Annotated in this window: 15 protein-coding genes; 6 read left to right on the top strand and 9 right to left on the bottom strand. The window is 52.9% G+C overall.

The features are described from left to right. The first annotated feature begins 155 nt into the window (after window positions 1-155). Window positions 156-2,261, top strand: a complete 2,106-nt coding sequence (locus ABD949_RS03255) for a prolyl oligopeptidase family serine peptidase (RefSeq protein ID WP_425576724.1) — start codon at window positions 156-158, stop codon at window positions 2,259-2,261. 88 nt (window positions 2,262-2,349) lie between these two features. On the opposite strand, the gene ABD949_RS03250 is transcribed toward ABD949_RS03255, so the two are convergent. Beyond that, entirely contained in the window at window positions 2,350-2,865 is a 516-nt protein-coding gene (locus ABD949_RS03250) for a hypothetical protein (RefSeq protein ID WP_345240505.1), read from the bottom strand. 401 nt (window positions 2,866-3,266) lie between these two features. Here ABD949_RS03250 and ABD949_RS03245 point away from each other — a divergent pair, with 401 nt between their 5' ends. Then, window positions 3,267-3,527, top strand: coding sequence for a hypothetical protein (locus ABD949_RS03245; protein ID WP_345240503.1), 261 nt, complete (start codon window positions 3,267-3,269; stop codon window positions 3,525-3,527). Window positions 3,528-3,673: 146 nt separating this feature from the next. On the opposite strand, the gene msrA is transcribed toward ABD949_RS03245, so the two are convergent. Next, complete coding sequence (msrA, locus tag ABD949_RS03240; protein WP_345240501.1) at window positions 3,674-4,273, bottom strand: peptide-methionine (S)-S-oxide reductase MsrA; 600 nt, start codon at window positions 4,271-4,273, stop codon at window positions 3,674-3,676. Window positions 4,274-4,465: 192 nt separating this feature from the next. Here msrA and ABD949_RS03235 point away from each other — a divergent pair, with 192 nt between their 5' ends. Beyond that, on the top strand, window positions 4,466-5,386 hold the full coding sequence (locus tag ABD949_RS03235) for a PPK2 family polyphosphate kinase (protein ID WP_345240499.1): 921 nt from the start codon (window positions 4,466-4,468) through the stop codon (window positions 5,384-5,386). A gap of 96 nt (window positions 5,387-5,482) precedes the next feature. Then, the gene (locus ABD949_RS03230) at window positions 5,483-6,376 is read left to right on the top strand and encodes a PPK2 family polyphosphate kinase (RefSeq protein WP_345240497.1); all 894 of its coding nucleotides are present in this window, start codon (window positions 5,483-5,485) and stop codon (window positions 6,374-6,376) included. A 37-nt stretch (window positions 6,377-6,413) separates the two neighbouring features. Here ABD949_RS03230 and ABD949_RS03225 read toward each other — a convergent pair whose 3' ends face one another. From ABD949_RS03225 to ABD949_RS03215, 3 genes are all read right to left on the bottom strand, one after another. After that, window positions 6,414-7,616 (bottom strand): amine oxidase, encoded by a 1,203-nt coding sequence (locus ABD949_RS03225; protein ID WP_345240494.1) that lies wholly within the window; start codon window positions 7,614-7,616, stop codon window positions 6,414-6,416. Window positions 7,617-7,841: 225 nt separating this feature from the next. Further along, window positions 7,842-8,705 (bottom strand): TraB/GumN family protein, encoded by an 864-nt coding sequence (locus tag ABD949_RS03220; RefSeq protein WP_345240492.1) that lies wholly within the window; start codon window positions 8,703-8,705, stop codon window positions 7,842-7,844. Beyond that, entirely contained in the window at window positions 8,702-9,124 is a 423-nt protein-coding gene (locus tag ABD949_RS03215) for an ABA4-like family protein (protein WP_345240490.1), read from the bottom strand. Before ABD949_RS03215 ends, ABD949_RS03220 begins: the two co-directional genes overlap by 4 nt. Before the next feature lie 105 nt (window positions 9,125-9,229). On the opposite strand from ABD949_RS03215, the gene ABD949_RS03210 reads away from it, so the two are divergent. Further along, window positions 9,230-10,903 carry a GMC family oxidoreductase gene (locus ABD949_RS03210; protein ID WP_345240488.1) on the top strand — a complete coding sequence of 558 codons (1,674 nt, stop codon included), beginning with the start codon at window positions 9,230-9,232 and terminating at the stop codon, window positions 10,901-10,903. Here the strand turns inward: ABD949_RS03210 and ABD949_RS03205 are convergent. From ABD949_RS03205 to ABD949_RS03190, 4 genes are all read right to left on the bottom strand, one after another. Continuing rightward, window positions 10,857-11,972, bottom strand: a complete 1,116-nt coding sequence (locus ABD949_RS03205; RefSeq protein WP_345240486.1) for an alginate O-acetyltransferase AlgX-related protein — start codon at window positions 11,970-11,972, stop codon at window positions 10,857-10,859. The two genes, ABD949_RS03210 and ABD949_RS03205, sit on opposite strands and share 47 nt — an antisense overlap. 30 nt (window positions 11,973-12,002) lie before the next feature. Next, on the bottom strand, window positions 12,003-13,445 hold the full coding sequence (locus ABD949_RS03200; RefSeq protein WP_345240484.1) for an MBOAT family O-acyltransferase: 1,443 nt from the start codon (window positions 13,443-13,445) through the stop codon (window positions 12,003-12,005). Window positions 13,446-13,586: 141 nt separating this feature from the next. Further along, window positions 13,587-14,228 (bottom strand): hypothetical protein, encoded by a 642-nt coding sequence (locus ABD949_RS03195; RefSeq protein WP_345240482.1) that lies wholly within the window; start codon window positions 14,226-14,228, stop codon window positions 13,587-13,589. A 126-nt stretch (window positions 14,229-14,354) separates the two neighbouring features. Then, window positions 14,355-14,984 (bottom strand): MgtC/SapB family protein, encoded by a 630-nt coding sequence (locus tag ABD949_RS03190; protein WP_345240480.1) that lies wholly within the window; start codon window positions 14,982-14,984, stop codon window positions 14,355-14,357. 131 nt (window positions 14,985-15,115) lie between these two features. On the opposite strand from ABD949_RS03190, the gene uvrA reads away from it, so the two are divergent. Beyond that, a complete protein-coding gene (uvrA, locus tag ABD949_RS03185) occupies window positions 15,116-18,010 on the top strand; it encodes an excinuclease ABC subunit UvrA (protein WP_345240478.1) in 2,895 nt (964 codons plus the stop codon). Window positions 18,011-18,048 lie beyond the last annotated feature (38 nt).

Raw genomic sequence — 18,048 nt, 5'->3', positions numbered from 1 at the left:
GGACTGGAATAATACAAAATGTTTAGCCCTAATTGTGGTATCTGGTGAATTTTATTTGCCGATTTCAGTTTATTTAACTACCGTAAGTGTATTCTTTGGTTTTTATCTGATAACCTATACCTATGCGTTTACTAAACTTCATCTCTGTATCCGTAATGATTAGTGCTTCTGCCGCGCTGGCCCAGACCAACGGGCCACTTACTTATCCGCAAACCCGCAAAACCAGCCAGATTGACGACTACCACGGCACTAAAGTGGCCGATCCGTACCGCTGGCTCGAAGATGACCGCTCTGCCGAAACAGCGGAATGGGTAAAAGCTCAGAACCAGGTAACCTTCGGCTACCTGGAGCAGATCCCGTACCGAAAGCAGTTGCAGAACCGGCTGGAGCAGGTATTCAATTACCCGAAATATTCGGCACCGTTCCGCAAGGGCGACTGGTATTACTTCTCGAAAAACGACGGCCTGCAGAACCAGTCGGTGCTGTACCGGCAGAAGAGCCTGGAGGCTTCGGCTGCGCCGGAAGTCGTTATTGACCCCAACAAACTGTCGGCTGACGGAACAACCCGCCTTACGGCCTTTTCCCTGTCAAAAAATGGGCGGTATGCGGTGGTTGGCTTATCAAAGGCCGGGTCCGACTGGCAGGAGTACCAGGTGATGGATATGACCACCAAACAATACCTGCCCGACCGGCTGGAGTGGGTGAAAGTATCAGGAGCCGCCTGGCAGGGCGATGGCTTTTATTACAGCCGCTACCCCAAACCGGAAGGTAGTGAGCTGGCCGCCAAAAACGAAGATCATCAGGTGTATTTTCACAAACTGAATACCCCGCAGTCGGCCGACCGGCTGGTGTATCAGGATAAGGCCAATCCGCAGCGTTTTCACAACGTTAGTACAACCGAAGATGAGCGGTTTGCCGTCCTGTATGTCAGCGATCGGGGGAAGGGAATGGACGGAAACGCCCTGTACGTGCTGGATACCAAAAAAGGGAATGCGCAGTTTACGCCGGTCATCGAAGCCATTACCAATTTTAGCTACCGGGTGCTGGATAATATCGGCGATGATTTCCTGATCAAAACCAATGCCGATGCGCCCAACGAGAAAGTTGTCCGCTATAGCCCCGGTACCCGTTCATGGACTGTCGTGCTGCCCGAAAAGCCGGAGCCACTGACCGGGGTCGGCACGGCAGGAGGAAAGCTGTTTGTGGAGTATTCGAAGGATGTTACCTCGCGGGTATCTGTTTACGACCTGACCGGGAAGCTGGAAAATGAAGTGACGTTGCCGGGTGTTGGCTCCGCCAGCGGCTTTGACGGTGAAAAGGATGACCGGTTTGTTTTCTACACCTTTACGTCGTTCACCTTCCCGCCGACCATCTACCGGTACGATATTGCTACGCGTAAAACCACCGTATTCCGGGCACCCGAAGTGGCGTTCAAACCAACGGATTACGAAACAAAGCAGGTGTTTTACACCAGCAAAGACGGTACCCGCGTACCCATGTTTATTACCTATCGCAAAGGCATCAGCCTGAACGGCAGCAACCCGACCTTGCTGTACGGATACGGCGGCTTTAACGTTAGTCTGCCTCCGGCCTTTAGTGCGTTGCTGATTCCGTTTCTGGAGCAGGGGGGCGTTTATGCCCAGGCGAATCTCCGGGGCGGCAGTGAATACGGCGAAACATGGCACGAGCAGGGTATGAAGCTGAAGAAGCAGAACGTATTCGACGACTTTATTGCGGCCGCCGAATACCTGATCGCCCAGAAATATACCTCACCCGCCAAATTGGCAATCCGGGGCGGTTCTAACGGCGGGCTGCTGGTTGGCGCTGCCATGAACCAGCGGCCGGACCTGTTCCGGGTGGCAATTCCGCAGGTGGGTGTGATGGATATGCTGCGGTTCCACAAATTTACCATCGGCTGGAACTGGATTGCCGATTACGGCAGCAGCGATAAGCCGGACGAGTTTAAGGCCCTATATGCCTACTCGCCAATTCACAACATCAAAGAGGGTATCAGTTATCCGGCTACTCTGATCACCACGGCCGACCACGACGACCGGGTCGTACCGGCGCATTCGTTTAAGTATGCCGCTACGCTGCAGGAGAAGTACAAAGGCCCGAACCCGGCCCTGATCCGGATTGATACCAACTCGGGCCACGGTGCCAGCAACACCAAAAAGAACATTGAGTTGATGGCCGACATCTACTCGTTCATTCTTTGGAATATGGGGGTGAAAACATTGCCGAACGGGACCAGCAACTGATCCGGGGTGTATGCCCAAAACAGAGAAGCCCTGCCGACTGTCGGCAGGGCTTCTCTGTTTTGGTGTAATATATGTTTAGACCAGACCCTTAAAATTTGGCGGTTAGACCTAATTGAAGAGGAGAAACGCCAAAGCCAACTTCGGCAAAACCACCTAGTTTATCGCTGAAGAAATAACGGCCACCGATGTGTCCGCCGAAGCCTACACCACCGTATGAATTCCGGAAGCCAACGTAACTTTCGTTCCAGGTCCAGCCGCTGTAGATCAGGCCCAGACCACCATACAGGTCAACTTTATCGTTAGCCATATTAAGCAGCTCGTTAAAGTGGTAAGAACCACGGGCACCGATGCTGTAGTAAGAGCCATACCCGCTGTAAGGACGGTAACTGGCCACACCGCCGACCGTAATATTAGGCGCAACACCGGCTTCAAACGAAGCACCGAAAGCGATTGCTCCACCGCCATACACAATGCCGCCGTACCCGCCTAAGCCGATACCCACGTTCAGAAACTTGTCGCCTTTACCAACGGCTAACTGTGCGAACGATTGGTTCGCCAAAAGAAGGCATAATCCCAGTAGTGCTAGAGAGAAAAACTTTTTCATGGTAGTTTGTAAGGTTGCTATGTGAAACTTGAGTACAAAGTAAGCAGTAAATTAGGCCAAGGTACAAGCGTAAAAACCCTTCAGTTAGTAATCGGTAAACTACGCATTGTAGGGCGGGAACCGACAACGGACGATCTGGTCAGGAGCGGTTCAGCCTAACCAGAAGATAACAAGCGAATTAGCGTGCAAATAAGGGGCCGTCGGGATAAAAATCAATAAAGGATGAAATTTTAATTTATAGCGAGCAAACGGTAAATGCTGTTAAGTCAGGAGAGAAGTCCCAACTTTATAGGATTAAACTGGTTGGTCCATTAAGGACGTTTTTGATGGAAAGTCTGGTGCCTGAGCGCCGGGTTATTCAAGCACGAGTAGAGATCAATGTATCTAAATCAACTATATAAATGCAGGCAGCCTCTCTTTTGGAAAATCTGATAAGTGGAAATGGCCGCACCAAGAGCGGCTACTTTGTAGGTGGTACTGTTCATAGAGAAGGAACCAACCATCTGTCATTTACCCTGAGTCATGACAAAAAGCAGGATATAAGCGTCGACCTTGACCAAGGGCCGAACGAAGCCATTATCGTTACATTTCATTTTCCGGAGAGAAGGTCAAAACGCTATGCCGATGCCAGGCAAGCTGCCGATGCGGTATTAAATTTGTAAAGGCTGACAATCTGCCTCCATCTGATACCACAGTAGTAAATTCTGCGCAGCTTAACACCCATACCCCGGCACCGACCTGGTTTTCTGGTATATGTCTCCCTCTGGGCAAAAAAAAGAAGCCCCAAACTGAGGCTTCCATATTAGTGTCAATGTCCGGCTACCTGATTCGTTTTCAATTTATCCTTAAAAACCTTTTTGAATTTATCCAGCTTCGGGGCAATTACGAAGGCGCAGTAGGCTTGGTCGGGATTGTGAGCGAAGTAGTCCTGGTGGTAATCTTCGGCGACGTAGAACGTCGGGGCCGGGCTGATCTCGGTTACAATCGCCTTATCGTAGGCCTTGGCTTCGTTTAGATCTTTCTTGTATTTCTCGGCCAGTTGCTTCTGCTCGTCGTTGTGGTAGAAAATCACGGAGCGATACTGCGTGCCCACATCGGCACCCTGGCGGTTCAGGGAAGTCGGGTCGTGGCTGCGGAAGAAAGCTTCCAGCAGTTGGGCGTAAGTAATTTTAGCCGGGTCATAGGTTACCTCTACACACTCGGCATGGCCGGTCTCTCCAGTGCAAACTTCTTTGTAGGTTGGATTGGCGTTCTTACCGCCGGCATAACCCGAAACCGCAGCAGAAACCCCGTCGAGTTGTTCGAACATGGCTTCGGTACACCAGAAGCAGCCGGTGCCAAAGGTCGCTTTTTCAAGGCCAGCACCCGATGAGCCTTTGCCGGTATTGGCAACAGATGTTGTATTCATAGTAGTTGATTTTGCCTGTTTAGTCGCTTTATTGGGCTGTGCGCATGACAGCACCGAGAGAAAAGGGAGCAGGGCGAGCTGCAGGGTCGCCAGTTGCTTCCAAAATGTAGGGTAAACCATATCAGGGGGTCGGCGGTTGTTGTATACAATCGGATAACAAACCGTTTTTCCAATAAGTTTACCAACGCAACCGTGAGCAGCCCAACCGACCTTTCTACCCTGAATATTGATGACTTTCGCTATGATGGCCGCTCCGGCCGGAAGCTGTCCCTGAAGAAGGCAGTGACTAAACTGGACGATCTTTACAAAGACAGTGATGATTACGACAAACTCCTGCGCGAACTGACGGCCCAAATCGATGAGCTTCAGCAGATGATGTACGCCCACAACCGGTACGGGCTGGTGGTCATTTTTCAGGCGATGGACGCAGCTGGTAAAGACGGTACCATCCAGCACGTGTTTTCGGGCGTGAATCCGCTGGGTATGCGGGTCCACTCGTATAAACGTCCGAGTGATAAGGAACTGGATCACGACTTTATGTGGCGCAACCTGATCGACCTGCCCGAACGGGGTACCATCGGGGTGTTTAACCGGTCATACTACGAAGAGGTGCTGGTGGTGCGGGTTCACCCGGAAATTCTGACCGAAAAGCAGCACCTGCCTCAGGAACTGACGGCCGATCTGGATAAGGTCTGGAAGCACCGGTTTGACGATATCCGGAATCTGGAGGCCTACCTGTTCCGGAATGGCTTCCGGGTAATTAAGTTCTTCCTCAACATCTCGTTTCAGGAGCAGGGCGAGCGGTTATTGAAACGCATTGCAAACCCGGCGAAGAACTGGAAATTCGACGAGCAGGATGTGGTGGAGCGGGGTTTCTGGAAGCAATATATGGCGGCCTACGAGGAAGCCATTAACGAGACCGCCGACGATAATGCTCCCTGGTATGTAATACCCGCCGATGACAAAAAGAATATGCGGCTGATTGTGGCCAGGGTGCTGGCCAATGAACTGAAAAAACTGAAGCTATCCTTTCCGGAAGTTAACAAACGTCAGCACAAAACCCTTCAGCAGCTAAAAGAGGTAATTGAGGGACAGAACAAGAATAAGCAGTGAGTTTAAGATTGGTTAATCAATCTTGTATAAAGAAATTGGGCTAAAGTTCGTGGGTACGGGCTGAAGCCACAGTGACGGATCATCCGTGAGTACGTTATGAAAAAGAAATCATTCAGCAGCGCCGATCTTCGGTTCGATGGGTCGTCCAAAGGTGCTAAGAAATTCAGCAGTAAAAACTTTCCAACCATCATAGAACCGCTCTACGCGTCGGAGGAGGATTGGGACCGGCAGATGTTTGACCTGACAGCCCGCATGGACCAGCTGCAAAATACCATGCACGCTGACGAACATTACGGGCTGGTCGTACTCTTTCAAGCTATGGATGCGGCCGGTAAAGACAGCAGCATCCGGCATGTATTCAAAGGGCTTAACCCATCGCGGTTTAGAATCACAGCCTTTAAAAAGCCGGAGCAGACCGACCTGAAGCACGAGTTTCTGTGGCGATTCTGGCGGGAACTGCCCGAGCGGGGCACGATTGGCATCTTCAACCGGTCGTATTACGAAGAGACGCTGGTCTTACGTATACATCCGGAACGTTTAAAGGAGCAGATGATTCCCGAAAACCTGATTCCTGCCGAAGACCAGCTCTGGAAAGAGCGTTTCGCTGATATTGTCTGCTTCGAAGACTACCTGTACCGCAACGGCTTCCCGGTCATTAAATTCTATCTGCACGTTGCCAAAGAAGAGCAGGGTCAGCGATTGATCAACCGGCTCAGCGATCCGGAGAAGCAATGGAAACTCAGCGAAAGCGACCTGAAAGAGCGCGAACACTGGGACGAGTACATGACTGCCTACGAAGAGGTTATCAACCAGACCGCCACAAAAAACAACCCATGGTACCTTATCCCCAGCGATGACCGCAAGAATCAGCAACTCATCATTGCCCGGATCATGGTTGAAATTCTGGAGTCGCTGCCCATTGAATTTCCGCAACGGGACGAAAAAGAAGCGCAAAAGCTGATTAAAATTATTCAGAAGCAGGATAAGTAGGAATCAGCCCCCGGCTGGCCCAGCCGGGGGCTGACCTCTAAAGCAAGGCGGCTTCTTTCCCGGCAAGCAGCATCTGCGCTTCCAGTAACGCGTCAGCATACGGTTGATACAGAATCCGGCGGGGAGACTCCCCGGAACGGAGCTCGGCATCCCATAAACCGGATCGGTGCCAGGGGGTCATGTGATCCCAGTCGGGCCGGTCTATAATGGGGTAAAGGCAAATACCCCAAAGCGGTATACCCTGCCGGATAGCCGCCTGACATTCCTCGGCCACAAACCGAACCCAGTGGGGCCGGTCGATACCGGGGTGGCTGGTTTCAGAAATGACCAGGGGGCGCTTGTACCGGTTATAAGCTTCTAGGAGCAGATCACGCAACGGACGCCAGCGTGGGTCGGGCGGCAGGTTGGCCCAGGGTAAGGTAGCGTGGCTGCCTACTTCCCACTGGTTGTCGTAGTAGTAGTTGAAGCCCGGCATGTCAAGGTATTCCGGCCTGCCACCCAGTTCGGGGCATATACGGCCGGCGAGCATATCCATGGCCTGGTATTGGCTCTCGTGCTGGGCAACGGCCTCGGCAATCTGCATGGCGTTGGCGTTCAGACTGGGTACTACGCTGACGAGTGGCTCGGTGCTCAGGATGCGAATGCCCGGATCGGCTTCGCGCAGCGCGGCCACGCCTTCAATATATGCCCGCATCAGGCCGTATTTAACTTCCCAGCCCTGCCTCACGCAGTAGGGGGAGGTGCCCCGAACGTCGCCCCCAAGCCACGACATAAAACTAACTTCGTTGATGGGCGTAACAATCAGGGTGCCATCGGGGTCTTTAGACCGGTAGAAAGCCACAAAAGCCCGGCACAGAGCCGCAAACCGGCGGGCAAACATCGGGTGCAAGGGGGTCAGGTCATCGGGGTAGCCAAAGTGGCACAGGTCCCATACCTGCTGAATACCGGCGGCCCGACCGCTGTCGATCATGTCGGAGACAACGCTCCAGTCATACTGATACGCCCGCTTTTCAACCTGGCTCCAGCGGATACCCTCCCGGACGGTCCGGATGTTGAAACGATGGAGGTCGGCGTAGTCCTGGTCGATTTGGTCCAGGTGGCCGGTCAGCGTCAGAAAATCAACCCGGTTGCCAAAGGCATTCTGCTGGTCGGTGCATTCATAGCCCGCCATCCAGAACGAGCGGAAGGGATTTTGATCAGAGAAAGCTTGAAATAAATTCGTTTTTTGGGGATAAAGCATACGTGCTAAGCAGTTGGCCGGAAGGCTTGCAGAGGGCATGAATTGCCGTATGCTTCCCGCCAACTGATTGGTTCTCAGGCGAAGTAAAGAAACATACTGGCTGAAACGAACAGTTTCTGACCTAATGGCTCAATTATTTATCAGGCGGCAGCGTTTAGCCGGCTTCAGCGGGCAGAGCCAGGGTGCACCCATACTACTGCGCAAACCTGCCCACTGCGTGCTGTTTTACAGCGGCTCCACCGTAAATCCTGCCTTGCGTAGTAATTCAATCAGCCCGTTAGGGCCGGGCAGGTGAAGGGCACCAACGGCCACAAAGGTGGGCCGGATGGCCATAACGTTCGGCAGCTTTTTCATCCAGTTGTGATTGCGCTCATCAACCAGATAGCTCATATCGCCGTACTGCTCACCATATTGTTCGCTGAGTTTCCACATAGCGCTGAGGTCTTCTTTCAGATACAGGTCGGTGAGTGACTGCGACACGCGACGCATCGAGCCTTTCTCTTTCACCATCTGCACCAGTTGTCTGGCCTGTTTCTCAACGGGATCATGGTCATACAGCATCGTGATCTGCTCCTCCATCGTTTCCAGGGGGGTCACGGTCTTTCCCAGCTTTTTGCCTTCGGTGGCAAAATACATATCAAGGGGCTGACCCGTAAATCGTTTCAGGGTGTCGCTTTCTTTTTCGAGGTACGCCAGGCTGAGCATCGTGGAGGTAACTACCGGCTTCACCTGGTTAAACAGGCCCAGATCCATGCCGGTTGCTTTCTCAAATTCCTTGGCCACCAGGTTATAATCGGTTTCGCTGATCAGATCCGGCAGGCTGTTGGTGAGCATCAGCGCCCGCATCGCCATCTTCAGCATAGCCGACGAATCGACCACCATTTCGACAACCACACCCTCTGCGTTAGCATAGGCCGTTTTTACTTTTGTGTTCTGGTTGAGGTAGCTGTCTTTCAGAATGTGATACGTGCCGAACAAGTAAGAAGGCTTTTTCAGACCGTTTCCGGAAACCTGCCAAAGCAGCGACGACTGCGCAGTGGCTGTCTGGGCCAGTATGCCCAGTAATACTAAAATGTGGAGCTTTTTCATGCGTCCGGCTTTTTAACAAATCGAATGACTACGTACAGCAACAGCCCGACAGGCCCGAGCATGAAGCAAAATAATAAACAGGGAATAAGCAGAAAGTGATTAATGCTGCGCTGCTGACCATCCCGCAGCATCCAGCTTCCCGCCACCAGGTCAAAGGCAAGATAGTGAACCCAGCCCGCTAATACAGCTTCATCCTGCGTAAATAACGATTTTATACCCGATAAGGTGCTGAACGAGCTAAAATCTAAGTTTGCGGAACCAGAAAAAAGATAGTACAGGTAAATAACGGCCAGCAGGGCCGGAATCAGCAGCGTGCGGACCAGCCATTGGGTAACCGACCAGCGGGGGGCTGCGATCATCAGCAGCCACTGAGGGAGTACCAGCGTGTTCGCCAGCAGGAACATAGTATCCGGGGTCATCACGGTTTTTTTTACGGTAAGTAAAGAATTATTCGGGATGTTAGGGCTTTCATTTATCGTGTATATTTTTATACTTTTAGTGCAATCTTCCTAAGCCAGATAAGCATGAAGTTCGATTATATCGTCGTTGGTGCCGGGTCGGCCGGTTGTGTGGTGGCCAACCGTTTGTCGGCCGACCCATCGGTGTCGGTTCTGCTGCTTGAAGCCGGTGGTCCTGACAAGAAAATGGAAATACACATTCCCGGCGCGTATAGTAAACTCAACCGCACCGCCGTGGACTGGGGGTTCTGGACGGAGCCGCAGGCGGCTATCGGCGGACGAAAGCTTTACCTGCCGCGCGGCAAAACGCTGGGGGGTTGTAGCTCCACCAATGCTATGGCGTATATACGCGGTAACCGGGAAGATTACAACGACTGGGCAAGGCTGGGCAATGCCGGCTGGCAGTACGAGGAGGTACTGCCGTATTTCATCCGCTCGGAACATAACGAACAATTCAGCCAGCTGGACGCCCGCTACCACGGCCAGGGAGGGCCGCTGAACGTTACCTACGCTACGCGTTTTCGCACCCCGCTGGCAGAAGCCTTTGTGGAAGCCTGCAAGCAGACCGGCATTCCCGAAAACCACGATATGAATGGTGCCGGGCAGGAAGGGGCCGGTTTCTTTCAGTTTACCATCAAAGACGGACGGCGGCACAGTACCGCCAGCGCTTTTCTCAAACCGATCCTGAACCGGCCTAACCTGACCATACTTACCCACGCCCACACGCGCCAGGTGCTGATCGAGAACGACCGCGCCGTTGGCGTGGAGTACCTGACCGGAAAAAATACGACGGAAAAAGCATATGCCCACCGGGAGGTGATTCTCTCGGCCGGGTCGTTTCAGTCTCCGCAACTGCTAATGCTGTCGGGCGTCGGGCCGGCCGATACGCTGCGCCGGCAGGGGATTCCTGTGAAGCGGGAGCTGCCGGGCGTGGGAGAAAACCTGCAGGATCACCTCTTTATCGGGGTCAATAGTTTATGCACCCAACCTGTTGGCACCAACCATTACCTGAAACCGCTGGGGCAGGTCAAATCGCTCATGCAGTATTTTCTCTACCACCGCGGTCCCCTGACCGTGAGTCCGCTGGAAGCCAACGCTTTTCTGTGTACCGACGATTCTCCGGGCCGCGTTGACCTGCAGTTCCAGTTTGCCCCAATCCACAATGGCGACGATTATTCCGTCGATATCTACGACCTGAATACCTACCCCCGCACCGACGGTTATATTATTCTGCCGACATTGCTGCGGCCGAAGAGCGTGGGAAATGTCAGCATCCGTTCGGCGAACCCACTCGATGCGCCGGTGATCCAGCCAAACTTTCTGACGGCCGAAGCGGACCGCCGGTTGCTGATCAAAGGCGTTCGGCGGGCGCTGGAGGTCATGCAGGCGGGGGCTTTCCAGCCCTATTGCCGCCGGATACAGACCCCACCCGACCACAGTTCCGACGATGCCATCTGGCAACATATTGTCAGACAGGTGGAGACGGTTTACCACCCGGTTGGTACCTGTAAGATGGGTAACGACGAGATGGCCGTGGTGGATGACGAGCTACGGGTACACGGCATTGAGGGCCTTCGCATAGCCGATGCATCAATTATGCCCACGATTGTATCGGGCAATACTAATGCCCCGGTTATTATGATTGGCGAAAAGGCAGCGGACCTGGTGATGGGCCATCGGTTGGCACCGATAGCTAAAAGTGAGCCAGGTTACCCAGGTTACGCTCAACAATCTCAATAACAATTACATCGGGCTGCTCGGCCTGCACCAGACCGTAGTCGAGCCGGTTGTCGCGAACGAAATAAGACTCCCGGAAATAGCCGGGTATAAACTGGGTCATGCTGTGGCTGAACGAGTCGCCGATCAAGAGTAACTTCGGAAGGCGGTTGTCTGGCCCGGTAAACCGCATAGAGGGGAAGCCGCTTCGTTCGTTCGGGACGGTAGCGATCTGACGGGCTGCCCGGTGAGGAGCCGGTTTGATTTCGTAGTATATCGGGTCTTTAATCTCTTCCTGAAGCGTCAGCATGGCTACCAGATCCCCGCCGATCCCGCGCATTGACACAATGTGGTAGTCGGAGGGGCTGGCGGTAGGTAGGGCAGGAATTTCCTGACGCATACGCTGCAACAGAGCTCCACTACCTACCATGGCTCCGTAGTCGTTCCAGTGCGTATCAGTCTGGTAATACACTTGGTGGCTACGTTTGGCCTTCTGCAACGTATCCCGTACATCGATAAAGGGGATCGTTGTGTTCCGGGTTATGTGTTGCTTCAGTACATCGAGCCGGGAGATCTGAGCCGCTGATTGTAGAGGATCGGGTATATACTCCGGATAAATAGTATGCGAGTCGGGGGCAATAAACACAAATAACTTTATGCCTTTTTGGGCTAGTTCGCGCTGGTGGCGGGTCAGGTTGTCGGTTATAGCCTGGAGGCTATCAGTAGTAATCGGTACCAGACCCCGGTGCTGGTCGACCACGCGGTTGTAGCTGTTACCCAGGTAAAACCAGCCTTCTTTACCGACAATTACCTTCTCCGGTAACGGCGATTTACCCAGAATCCTGAATTTCCAGCGGCTGTAGACATAGAACAGGGCATTTCGCCACCCGAAGTTATCTTTGTAATACTGGTCAAAGCGCCGGATAAACGTATTGACGTGTGGAAATTGAAAAGCAGGGATATCTTTCAGTTGTCGGTTTTCGGTACTCTGAAACCGGTTACTGATGGAGAAGAACTGGTCGAGTGCCGGCATCACCAGCAACAGGCCAAAGCCATAAGCCATTATTTTAGAACGAAACAAGTGCGTCTTCATTCGTAAACGTTACGGTTCGATGCAGGACCACTAAAACCGGAAATAGATAAACGGGTTATAGGTATCGGCGGCTAAGTACATAATGGCGGCTAAAAACAAGCCAAATATCCCGACCGCATACATCAGCTCCAGACCCCGCTGCGCTGTTGACACCACCAGTCGGGACTGCACTCGCTGCCAACTGCGCTGAAATTTGTGGTAAACGGGTGTTGACAGGATAATCCCCAGCAGCAGCGATACAACAATTTCGGCATTCGTAAAATAAGATAGGGGGAACGCGGCTGACGGTTGGTCAGGTAGCAGACCCGTCATCTTTTGCAGATAGGCCACCGCCGACGGTAAATCGACGGCTCGGAAGAATACCCAGCCAACCAGCACCACCAGCAGCGTGTAGGCATGCGCTAACGGAGACCATATTCGATCCAGCACCCGGCTCAATCCAGCCCGCTCAATCATCAGAAATACGCCGTGGTATAGACCCCAAACTATAAAATTCCAGCTTGCCCCATGCCATAACCCTGTCACAAAGAACACGATAAGGAGATTGCGGTAAGTACGCACTTTGCTGCCCCGGTTACCGCCCAGAGGAATGTACACGTAATCGCGGAACCAGTTCGACAGCGAGATATGCCACCGACGCCAGAAATCCTGAATGGAGCGGGCAATATATGGATAGTTGAAGTTCTCCCTGAAATCAAAACCCACCATTTTGCCCAGACCAATAGCCATATCGGAGTACCCCGAAAAGTCAAAATAAATCTGGAGAGAATAAGCCACTATTCCTAGCCAGGCCGAGGCTGTGGTGATACTGTTTATAGGAGCATTGAACAGCGTATCAGCAATTGCCGCAAAGGTATTGGCCAGCAAAACTTTTTTGGACAAACCAATAATGAATCGCTCGGCGCCCAGCCCAAACTTTTCGACGGTAACATGACGATCGGCCAGTTCGGGGGCAATGTCGGCGTAGCGAACGATGGGTCCCGCGATCTGGTGCGGAAACATAGCTACGTACGTACCGAAGTTGATAAAGCTTGTATTGGCCTGGATACGTCCCCAGTATACGTCAAGCGTATACGATATACCTTGAAAGGTGTAAAAGCTGATACCAATGGGTAAGGCAATCCGGGCCACGCTTAAGGCGTCGGATGCCGGTATTTGCAAAGCTTCGGCAAAGCTCTGCACGGTATCGAACATAAAGTTGGTGTACTTAAAGTAGAACAGCAGGGCCAGACTGCCGGTCAGGGACAACCACAGACCGGTCCGACGCTGCCCCTGTTCAATCAGTTTGCCGGCCATGAAATTGATAAACGCCGACAGCAGCAGTATCAGCACGACTGCCCCCTCACCCCAGCCGTAGAAAAACAGGCTGGCTATAAACAGAAAACTATTTTTCCAGCGCCGGGATAGCAGGTAATAAATAAGCAGGAAAGTAGGCAGGTATAGGAACAGAAAGATAGCCGAACTAAAAAGCATATCGCCGGGGAGGTTACGAGGTCAAAAATACTATTTCAGCCGGGAAACCATAACAAGCTTTATTATAAGGGGTCTGAACAGGTAAAAAAGTAAAGCCGGAACAGGTTGAACGTTCCGGCTTTACAGGAGAAGCTTGCCGAATTAAAAGAAGGATACCCGTATGACGAAGGGACTACCGTAAACGTACCGGGAGTAGATATCCGCGTTGTAATTGACGTTATACAGGGCCGATAAGTTAATGCCGGCCAGCCGTCCGATCCGTTGCGAATAGGTCAGGCCCAGGAGCGGAGCGGTCACCCACCGACGTCGATACTCTTGGGCTATGTTATCGGCGTACCGGATGTTATTGCCTTCGTACTCTACATGGGCAAAGAGGTTGGGTACCAGGTTCGGCACCACCTCGTACATACCAAACCCACGCAGGCCAAACTGATTGAATTGGTCGGTCAGCGTTTGGTTAGGTAGTCTGAGCTTATACCGATAATAGGTGTAATTGACTCCCGTGCCAAGTATCAGCCGTTCGGAAGCCTGATACGCTACCACGGGCGAAATCCCAATGATGAGCGGGGTGCCAATCCGTGAATTACCAATTTGAAGACTGCTGATCCCTCCGCCAATCCGCAGGCGCTGGCCAAACGGCAACGGACGTCCTTCGGGGGTTTGCGTGCGCAATGGTTCCCGTCCTGCCTCCCGGCGGTCTTCGGGGTCTTCGGTAATCTGGGCAAACGCCAAACTGCTGCTCAGTAAAGCTGACAGCAGTATAAGTTTTCCTATATTTTTCATGGTTATGCTGTAAAAACTGGGTGCTCCCTTAGTAACGAAAAAAACAACAAAATAGCATTTGTCTTCTCTGAAGACCCTTTACTAACCAAAACCGTTGGCAGGGAGTAAGGTTTTTTTTCAACCTCGTCAGAATACAAACTCTTTTACCTCCGGATCGCTCAGCAGCCGCTTGATGCACTTTTCGTGGTTCTTCTCGGGACCGTCTACGCGCCAGTGGCCCTCAATTTCGTTACCGGTGCGTCGCTGGGTACCTCGCTGGGGCGTCAGACCACATTCTTCAAACATCTTTTCGTAATTCGTCAGCGTTTTGTTCCGGTACTGCGTAACGACCTTATAATCACGAGTCTGATTCAGCCGGGTGATCCGGTGCGACAGGCCCGATAACAGCAGCAGGGCCCCCAGAATCAGGCCAAAGCCGATGATGGCAATGTCATACTGGCCCCCACCGATGCACATACCCAGGGCCGAAACCGACCAGATCGTGGCCGCCGTAGTAAGCCCTTTTACCCGGTTTTCGGCTTTATAAATGATACCAGCCCCGAGAAAGCCGATACCGTTGACGATATTGGCGGCAATGCGGTCGCCACTGGTGCCGATTTTTTCGGAGGCTATCGTAAACAGAGCTGACCCTACACAGATCAGGATAGTCGTGCGGAAACCGGCCGATTTACTCCGGTACTCGCGCTCGGCCCCGATGAGGCCACCAATAAACATGGCCATTACTAATTTTAGTATATCTTCTTCTGAAAAGGTCATGCGCGTATCGTGTTTAGGGAAGTTTTCCCGGATTGATGTGTATCAGGTGGGCTGGATAAACCCTGTCGTATAGGAAACCATATCAAGCCAAAAACCGTTAGAGACTGGATAGGGTTTGCTAAATTTATAGAATGAATCAGACTGCCGGGACCGAAGTTTTGCCCTCCGTAGACCACCTAGACCCCAAGCACTTTATTATCATCAAAGGGGCCAAGGTTCATAATCTTAAAAACGTTGATGTTGCCATTCCACGCAATAAATTAGTTGTTCTGACGGGCCTGTCGGGTTCCGGCAAATCGTCGCTGGCGTTCGATACGCTTTTTGCCGAAGGGCAGCGCATGTACGTCGAAAGCCTGAGCAGCTACGCCCGCCAGTTTCTGGGCCGTATGGAAAAGCCCGATGTCGAGTACATCCGGGGAGTATCGCCAGCCATTGCCATTGAGCAGAAGGTGACCTCCCGCAATCCCCGCTCCACCGTAGGTACCTCTACCGAGATCTATGATTACCTCAAGCTGCTGTTTGCCCGCGTAGGCATTACCTATTCGCCGGTATCGGGCCGGGAGGTGCGCAAAGACACGGTGACCGATGTGGTCAACTACCTGTATTCGTTTGCCGAAGGGCAGCGGGCTATGATTATGGCCCCGCTCCACATCCGGCCCGGCCGGGCGCTGGCCGACGAACTGAAAGTACTGCTCCAGAAAGGGTATACCCGCATTGTTGCCGATGGGTCCGTGCTGTTTATTGAAGAATTGCTCGACGGCCCGGCCGAGCAATTGGCTGCCGCAGCGAAAAGCAAAGATCTGGAGATACTGATTGACCGCAGCGCCGTTCAGTTCGATGCTGACGGTAATCCGGACGAGGATAATCAATATCGTTTTTCAGATTCGATACAAACGGCTTTCTCCGAAGGGGAAGGCATCTGCCGGGTCGATGTGGTTGGTCAGGAAACCCGCACGTTCTCCGATAAGTTTGAACTGGACGGCATCGTATTTGAGGAGCCGACGGTCAACCTTTTCACCTTCAATAACCCGTATGGAGCCTGCCGGCGCTGCGACGGCTTCGGCAAGGTACTGGGAATCGACCCCGACCTGGTTTTTCCGGACAAGAACCTGTCGGTGTTCGAGGGGGCCATTGCACCCTGGCGGAGTGAAAAAATGAGTGAGGAGTTTCTGCGGCCATTGCTGAAGAACGGCATCCGCTTCGACTTCCCGATTCACCGCCCTTACAAAGACCTCACGCCCGAGCAGCAGAACCTGCTCTGGACGGGTAACCAGTACTTTCAGGGTATCAACGCTTTTTTTGATTTTGTCGAAAGCCAGACGTTCAAGGTACAATACCGGGTCATGCTGTCGCGCTACCGGGGCAAAACCACCTGTCCGGAGTGCCGGGGCTCGCGGCTGCGCAAAGATGCCGGTTACGTGAAAGTGGCCGGCAAATCCATTACGGACCTGGTGCTGATGCCGATTGCCAAAGTCACCGAGTTTTTCCGTACGCTCGAACTGCCGGCAAGCCAGCAACAGGTTGCCAACCGAATTTTGGTAGAGGTCCGCAACCGATTGGCGTACATGGAACGCGTCGGGCTGGGGTACCTGACCCTGAACCGGCTGACCAACTCCCTCTCCGGTGGCGAGTACCAACGCATCAAACTGGCAACCTCACTGGGGAGTGCGCTGGTGGGTTCTATGTATATCCTGGACGAACCCAGTATTGGTCTGCACCCCCGCGATACCCAGCGGCTGGTGAGCGTACTTGAATCGCTTCGTGATCTGGGCAACACCGTTATCGTGGTTGAGCACGAAGAAGAAGTGATGCGGGCCGCCGACCAGATCATCGACATTGGTCCCGAAGCCGGCGTTAACGGTGGTGAAGTGATGTTTCAGGGAACGTGGGAGGACATCCGAGAACAGTCGGCAGATAGCGGTCGGCAGGTGACTATGCCGCAGGGTAATCTGCATAGTTACACCATTGACTTCCTGACGGGTAAGGAGCAGGTGCCGGTGCCGAAGTTCCGGCGGAAGGCGACCAGCTTTATTGAGGTAAACGGAGCGCGGGAAAACAACCTGAAAGATATTACTGTCCGCTTTCCGCTCAACACGCTGACGGTCGTAACCGGTGTGAGCGGGTCGGGCAAGTCGACGCTCATCCGGAGGGTGCTGTACCCGGCCCTGGGCCGGCTGAAGGGTGAAACCGGCGAAGAAGCCGGAAAATACGAAAGCCTTGGCGGTAGTCTGGATCGTATCACGGCCGTGGAAATGATCGATCAGAACCCCATTGGGAAATCGAGCCGGTCCAACCCGGTTACTTACATCAAAGCCTACGATTACCTGCGGCAGGTGATGGCCGATCAGCCGGTGTCGAAAGCACGGGGCTATAAGCCGTCGCACTTCTCGTTCAACGTCGAGGGTGGCCGCTGTGAGGTTTGCCAGGGTGAGGGTGAGGTAAAGGTGGAGATGCAGTTCATGGCCGATATCTACCTCCGGTGCGAAGGCTGCAATGGCAAACGCTTCAAGCAGGAAGTGCTGGAGGTGATGCTTCACGAGAAGAACATTTCCGATATTCTGGACATGACGGTAGATGAGGCTATCGGATTCTTCAAACAGGCTGAGCCGAAGTTGGTGGAGAAATTGCTGCCCTTGCAGGAGGTAGGGCTGGGCTATATCGGCTTAGGCCAGTCGGCCAACACCTTATCGGGTGGAGAGGCTCAGCGGGTCAAGCTGGCGTCGTTCCTGAGCAAGGGTAATTCCAACAAAGGTACTACGCTGTTTATCTTCGACGAACCCACCACGGGTCTGCACTTCCACGACATTCGCAAATTGCTGAAAGCCATCAACGCCCTGGTCGATCAGGGGGATAGTGTCATTATCATCGAACACAACACCGAAATCATCAAATCCGCCGACTACATCATCGATCTCGGGCCGGAAGGGGGCGATGCCGGCGGTTACGTGACCTTTACCGGAACGCCCGAAGAGATGGTCACGCTGGAAAACAATTACACGGCTGCGTTTCTGAAGGAAAAGCTCTGATTGCCGTTGCATAAATGAAACGGGCAGGGGCAATCCTG

The organism is Nibrella saemangeumensis, assembly GCF_039541915.1.
Lineage (GTDB): Bacteria > Bacteroidota > Bacteroidia > Cytophagales > Spirosomataceae > Nibrella > Nibrella saemangeumensis.
Note: the sequence above shows the minus strand (reverse complement) of the source record. Positions and strands in the feature narration are given on the sequence as shown.

Excerpts from the sequence above, each read along its gene's own strand:
- uvrA (WP_345240478.1), top strand. The coding sequence starts at position 15,116 with ATGAATCAGACTGCCGGGACCGAAGTTTTGCCCTCCGTAGACCACCTA.
- ABD949_RS03255 (WP_425576724.1), top strand. The coding sequence starts at position 156 with ATGATTAGTGCTTCTGCCGCGCTGGCCCAGACCAACGGGCCACTTACT.
- ABD949_RS03225 (WP_345240494.1), bottom strand. The coding sequence starts at position 7,616 with ATGCTTTATCCCCAAAAAACGAATTTATTTCAAGCTTTCTCTGATCAA.
- ABD949_RS03195 (WP_345240482.1), bottom strand. The coding sequence starts at position 14,228 with ATGAAAAATATAGGAAAACTTATACTGCTGTCAGCTTTACTGAGCAGC.
- ABD949_RS03250 (WP_345240505.1), bottom strand. The coding sequence starts at position 2,865 with ATGAAAAAGTTTTTCTCTCTAGCACTACTGGGATTATGCCTTCTTTTG.
- ABD949_RS03190 (WP_345240480.1), bottom strand. The coding sequence starts at position 14,984 with ATGACCTTTTCAGAAGAAGATATACTAAAATTAGTAATGGCCATGTTT.
- msrA (WP_345240501.1), bottom strand. The coding sequence starts at position 4,273 with ATGAATACAACATCTGTTGCCAATACCGGCAAAGGCTCATCGGGTGCT.
- ABD949_RS03220 (WP_345240492.1), bottom strand. The coding sequence starts at position 8,705 with ATGAAAAAGCTCCACATTTTAGTATTACTGGGCATACTGGCCCAGACA.
- ABD949_RS03230 (WP_345240497.1), top strand. The coding sequence starts at position 5,483 with ATGAAAAAGAAATCATTCAGCAGCGCCGATCTTCGGTTCGATGGGTCG.
- ABD949_RS03200 (WP_345240484.1), bottom strand. The coding sequence starts at position 13,445 with ATGCTTTTTAGTTCGGCTATCTTTCTGTTCCTATACCTGCCTACTTTC.
- ABD949_RS03245 (WP_345240503.1), top strand. The coding sequence starts at position 3,267 with ATGCAGGCAGCCTCTCTTTTGGAAAATCTGATAAGTGGAAATGGCCGC.
- ABD949_RS03210 (WP_345240488.1), top strand. The coding sequence starts at position 9,230 with ATGAAGTTCGATTATATCGTCGTTGGTGCCGGGTCGGCCGGTTGTGTG.
- ABD949_RS03215 (WP_345240490.1), bottom strand. The coding sequence starts at position 9,124 with ATGACCCCGGATACTATGTTCCTGCTGGCGAACACGCTGGTACTCCCT.
- ABD949_RS03205 (WP_345240486.1), bottom strand. The coding sequence starts at position 11,972 with ATGAAGACGCACTTGTTTCGTTCTAAAATAATGGCTTATGGCTTTGGC.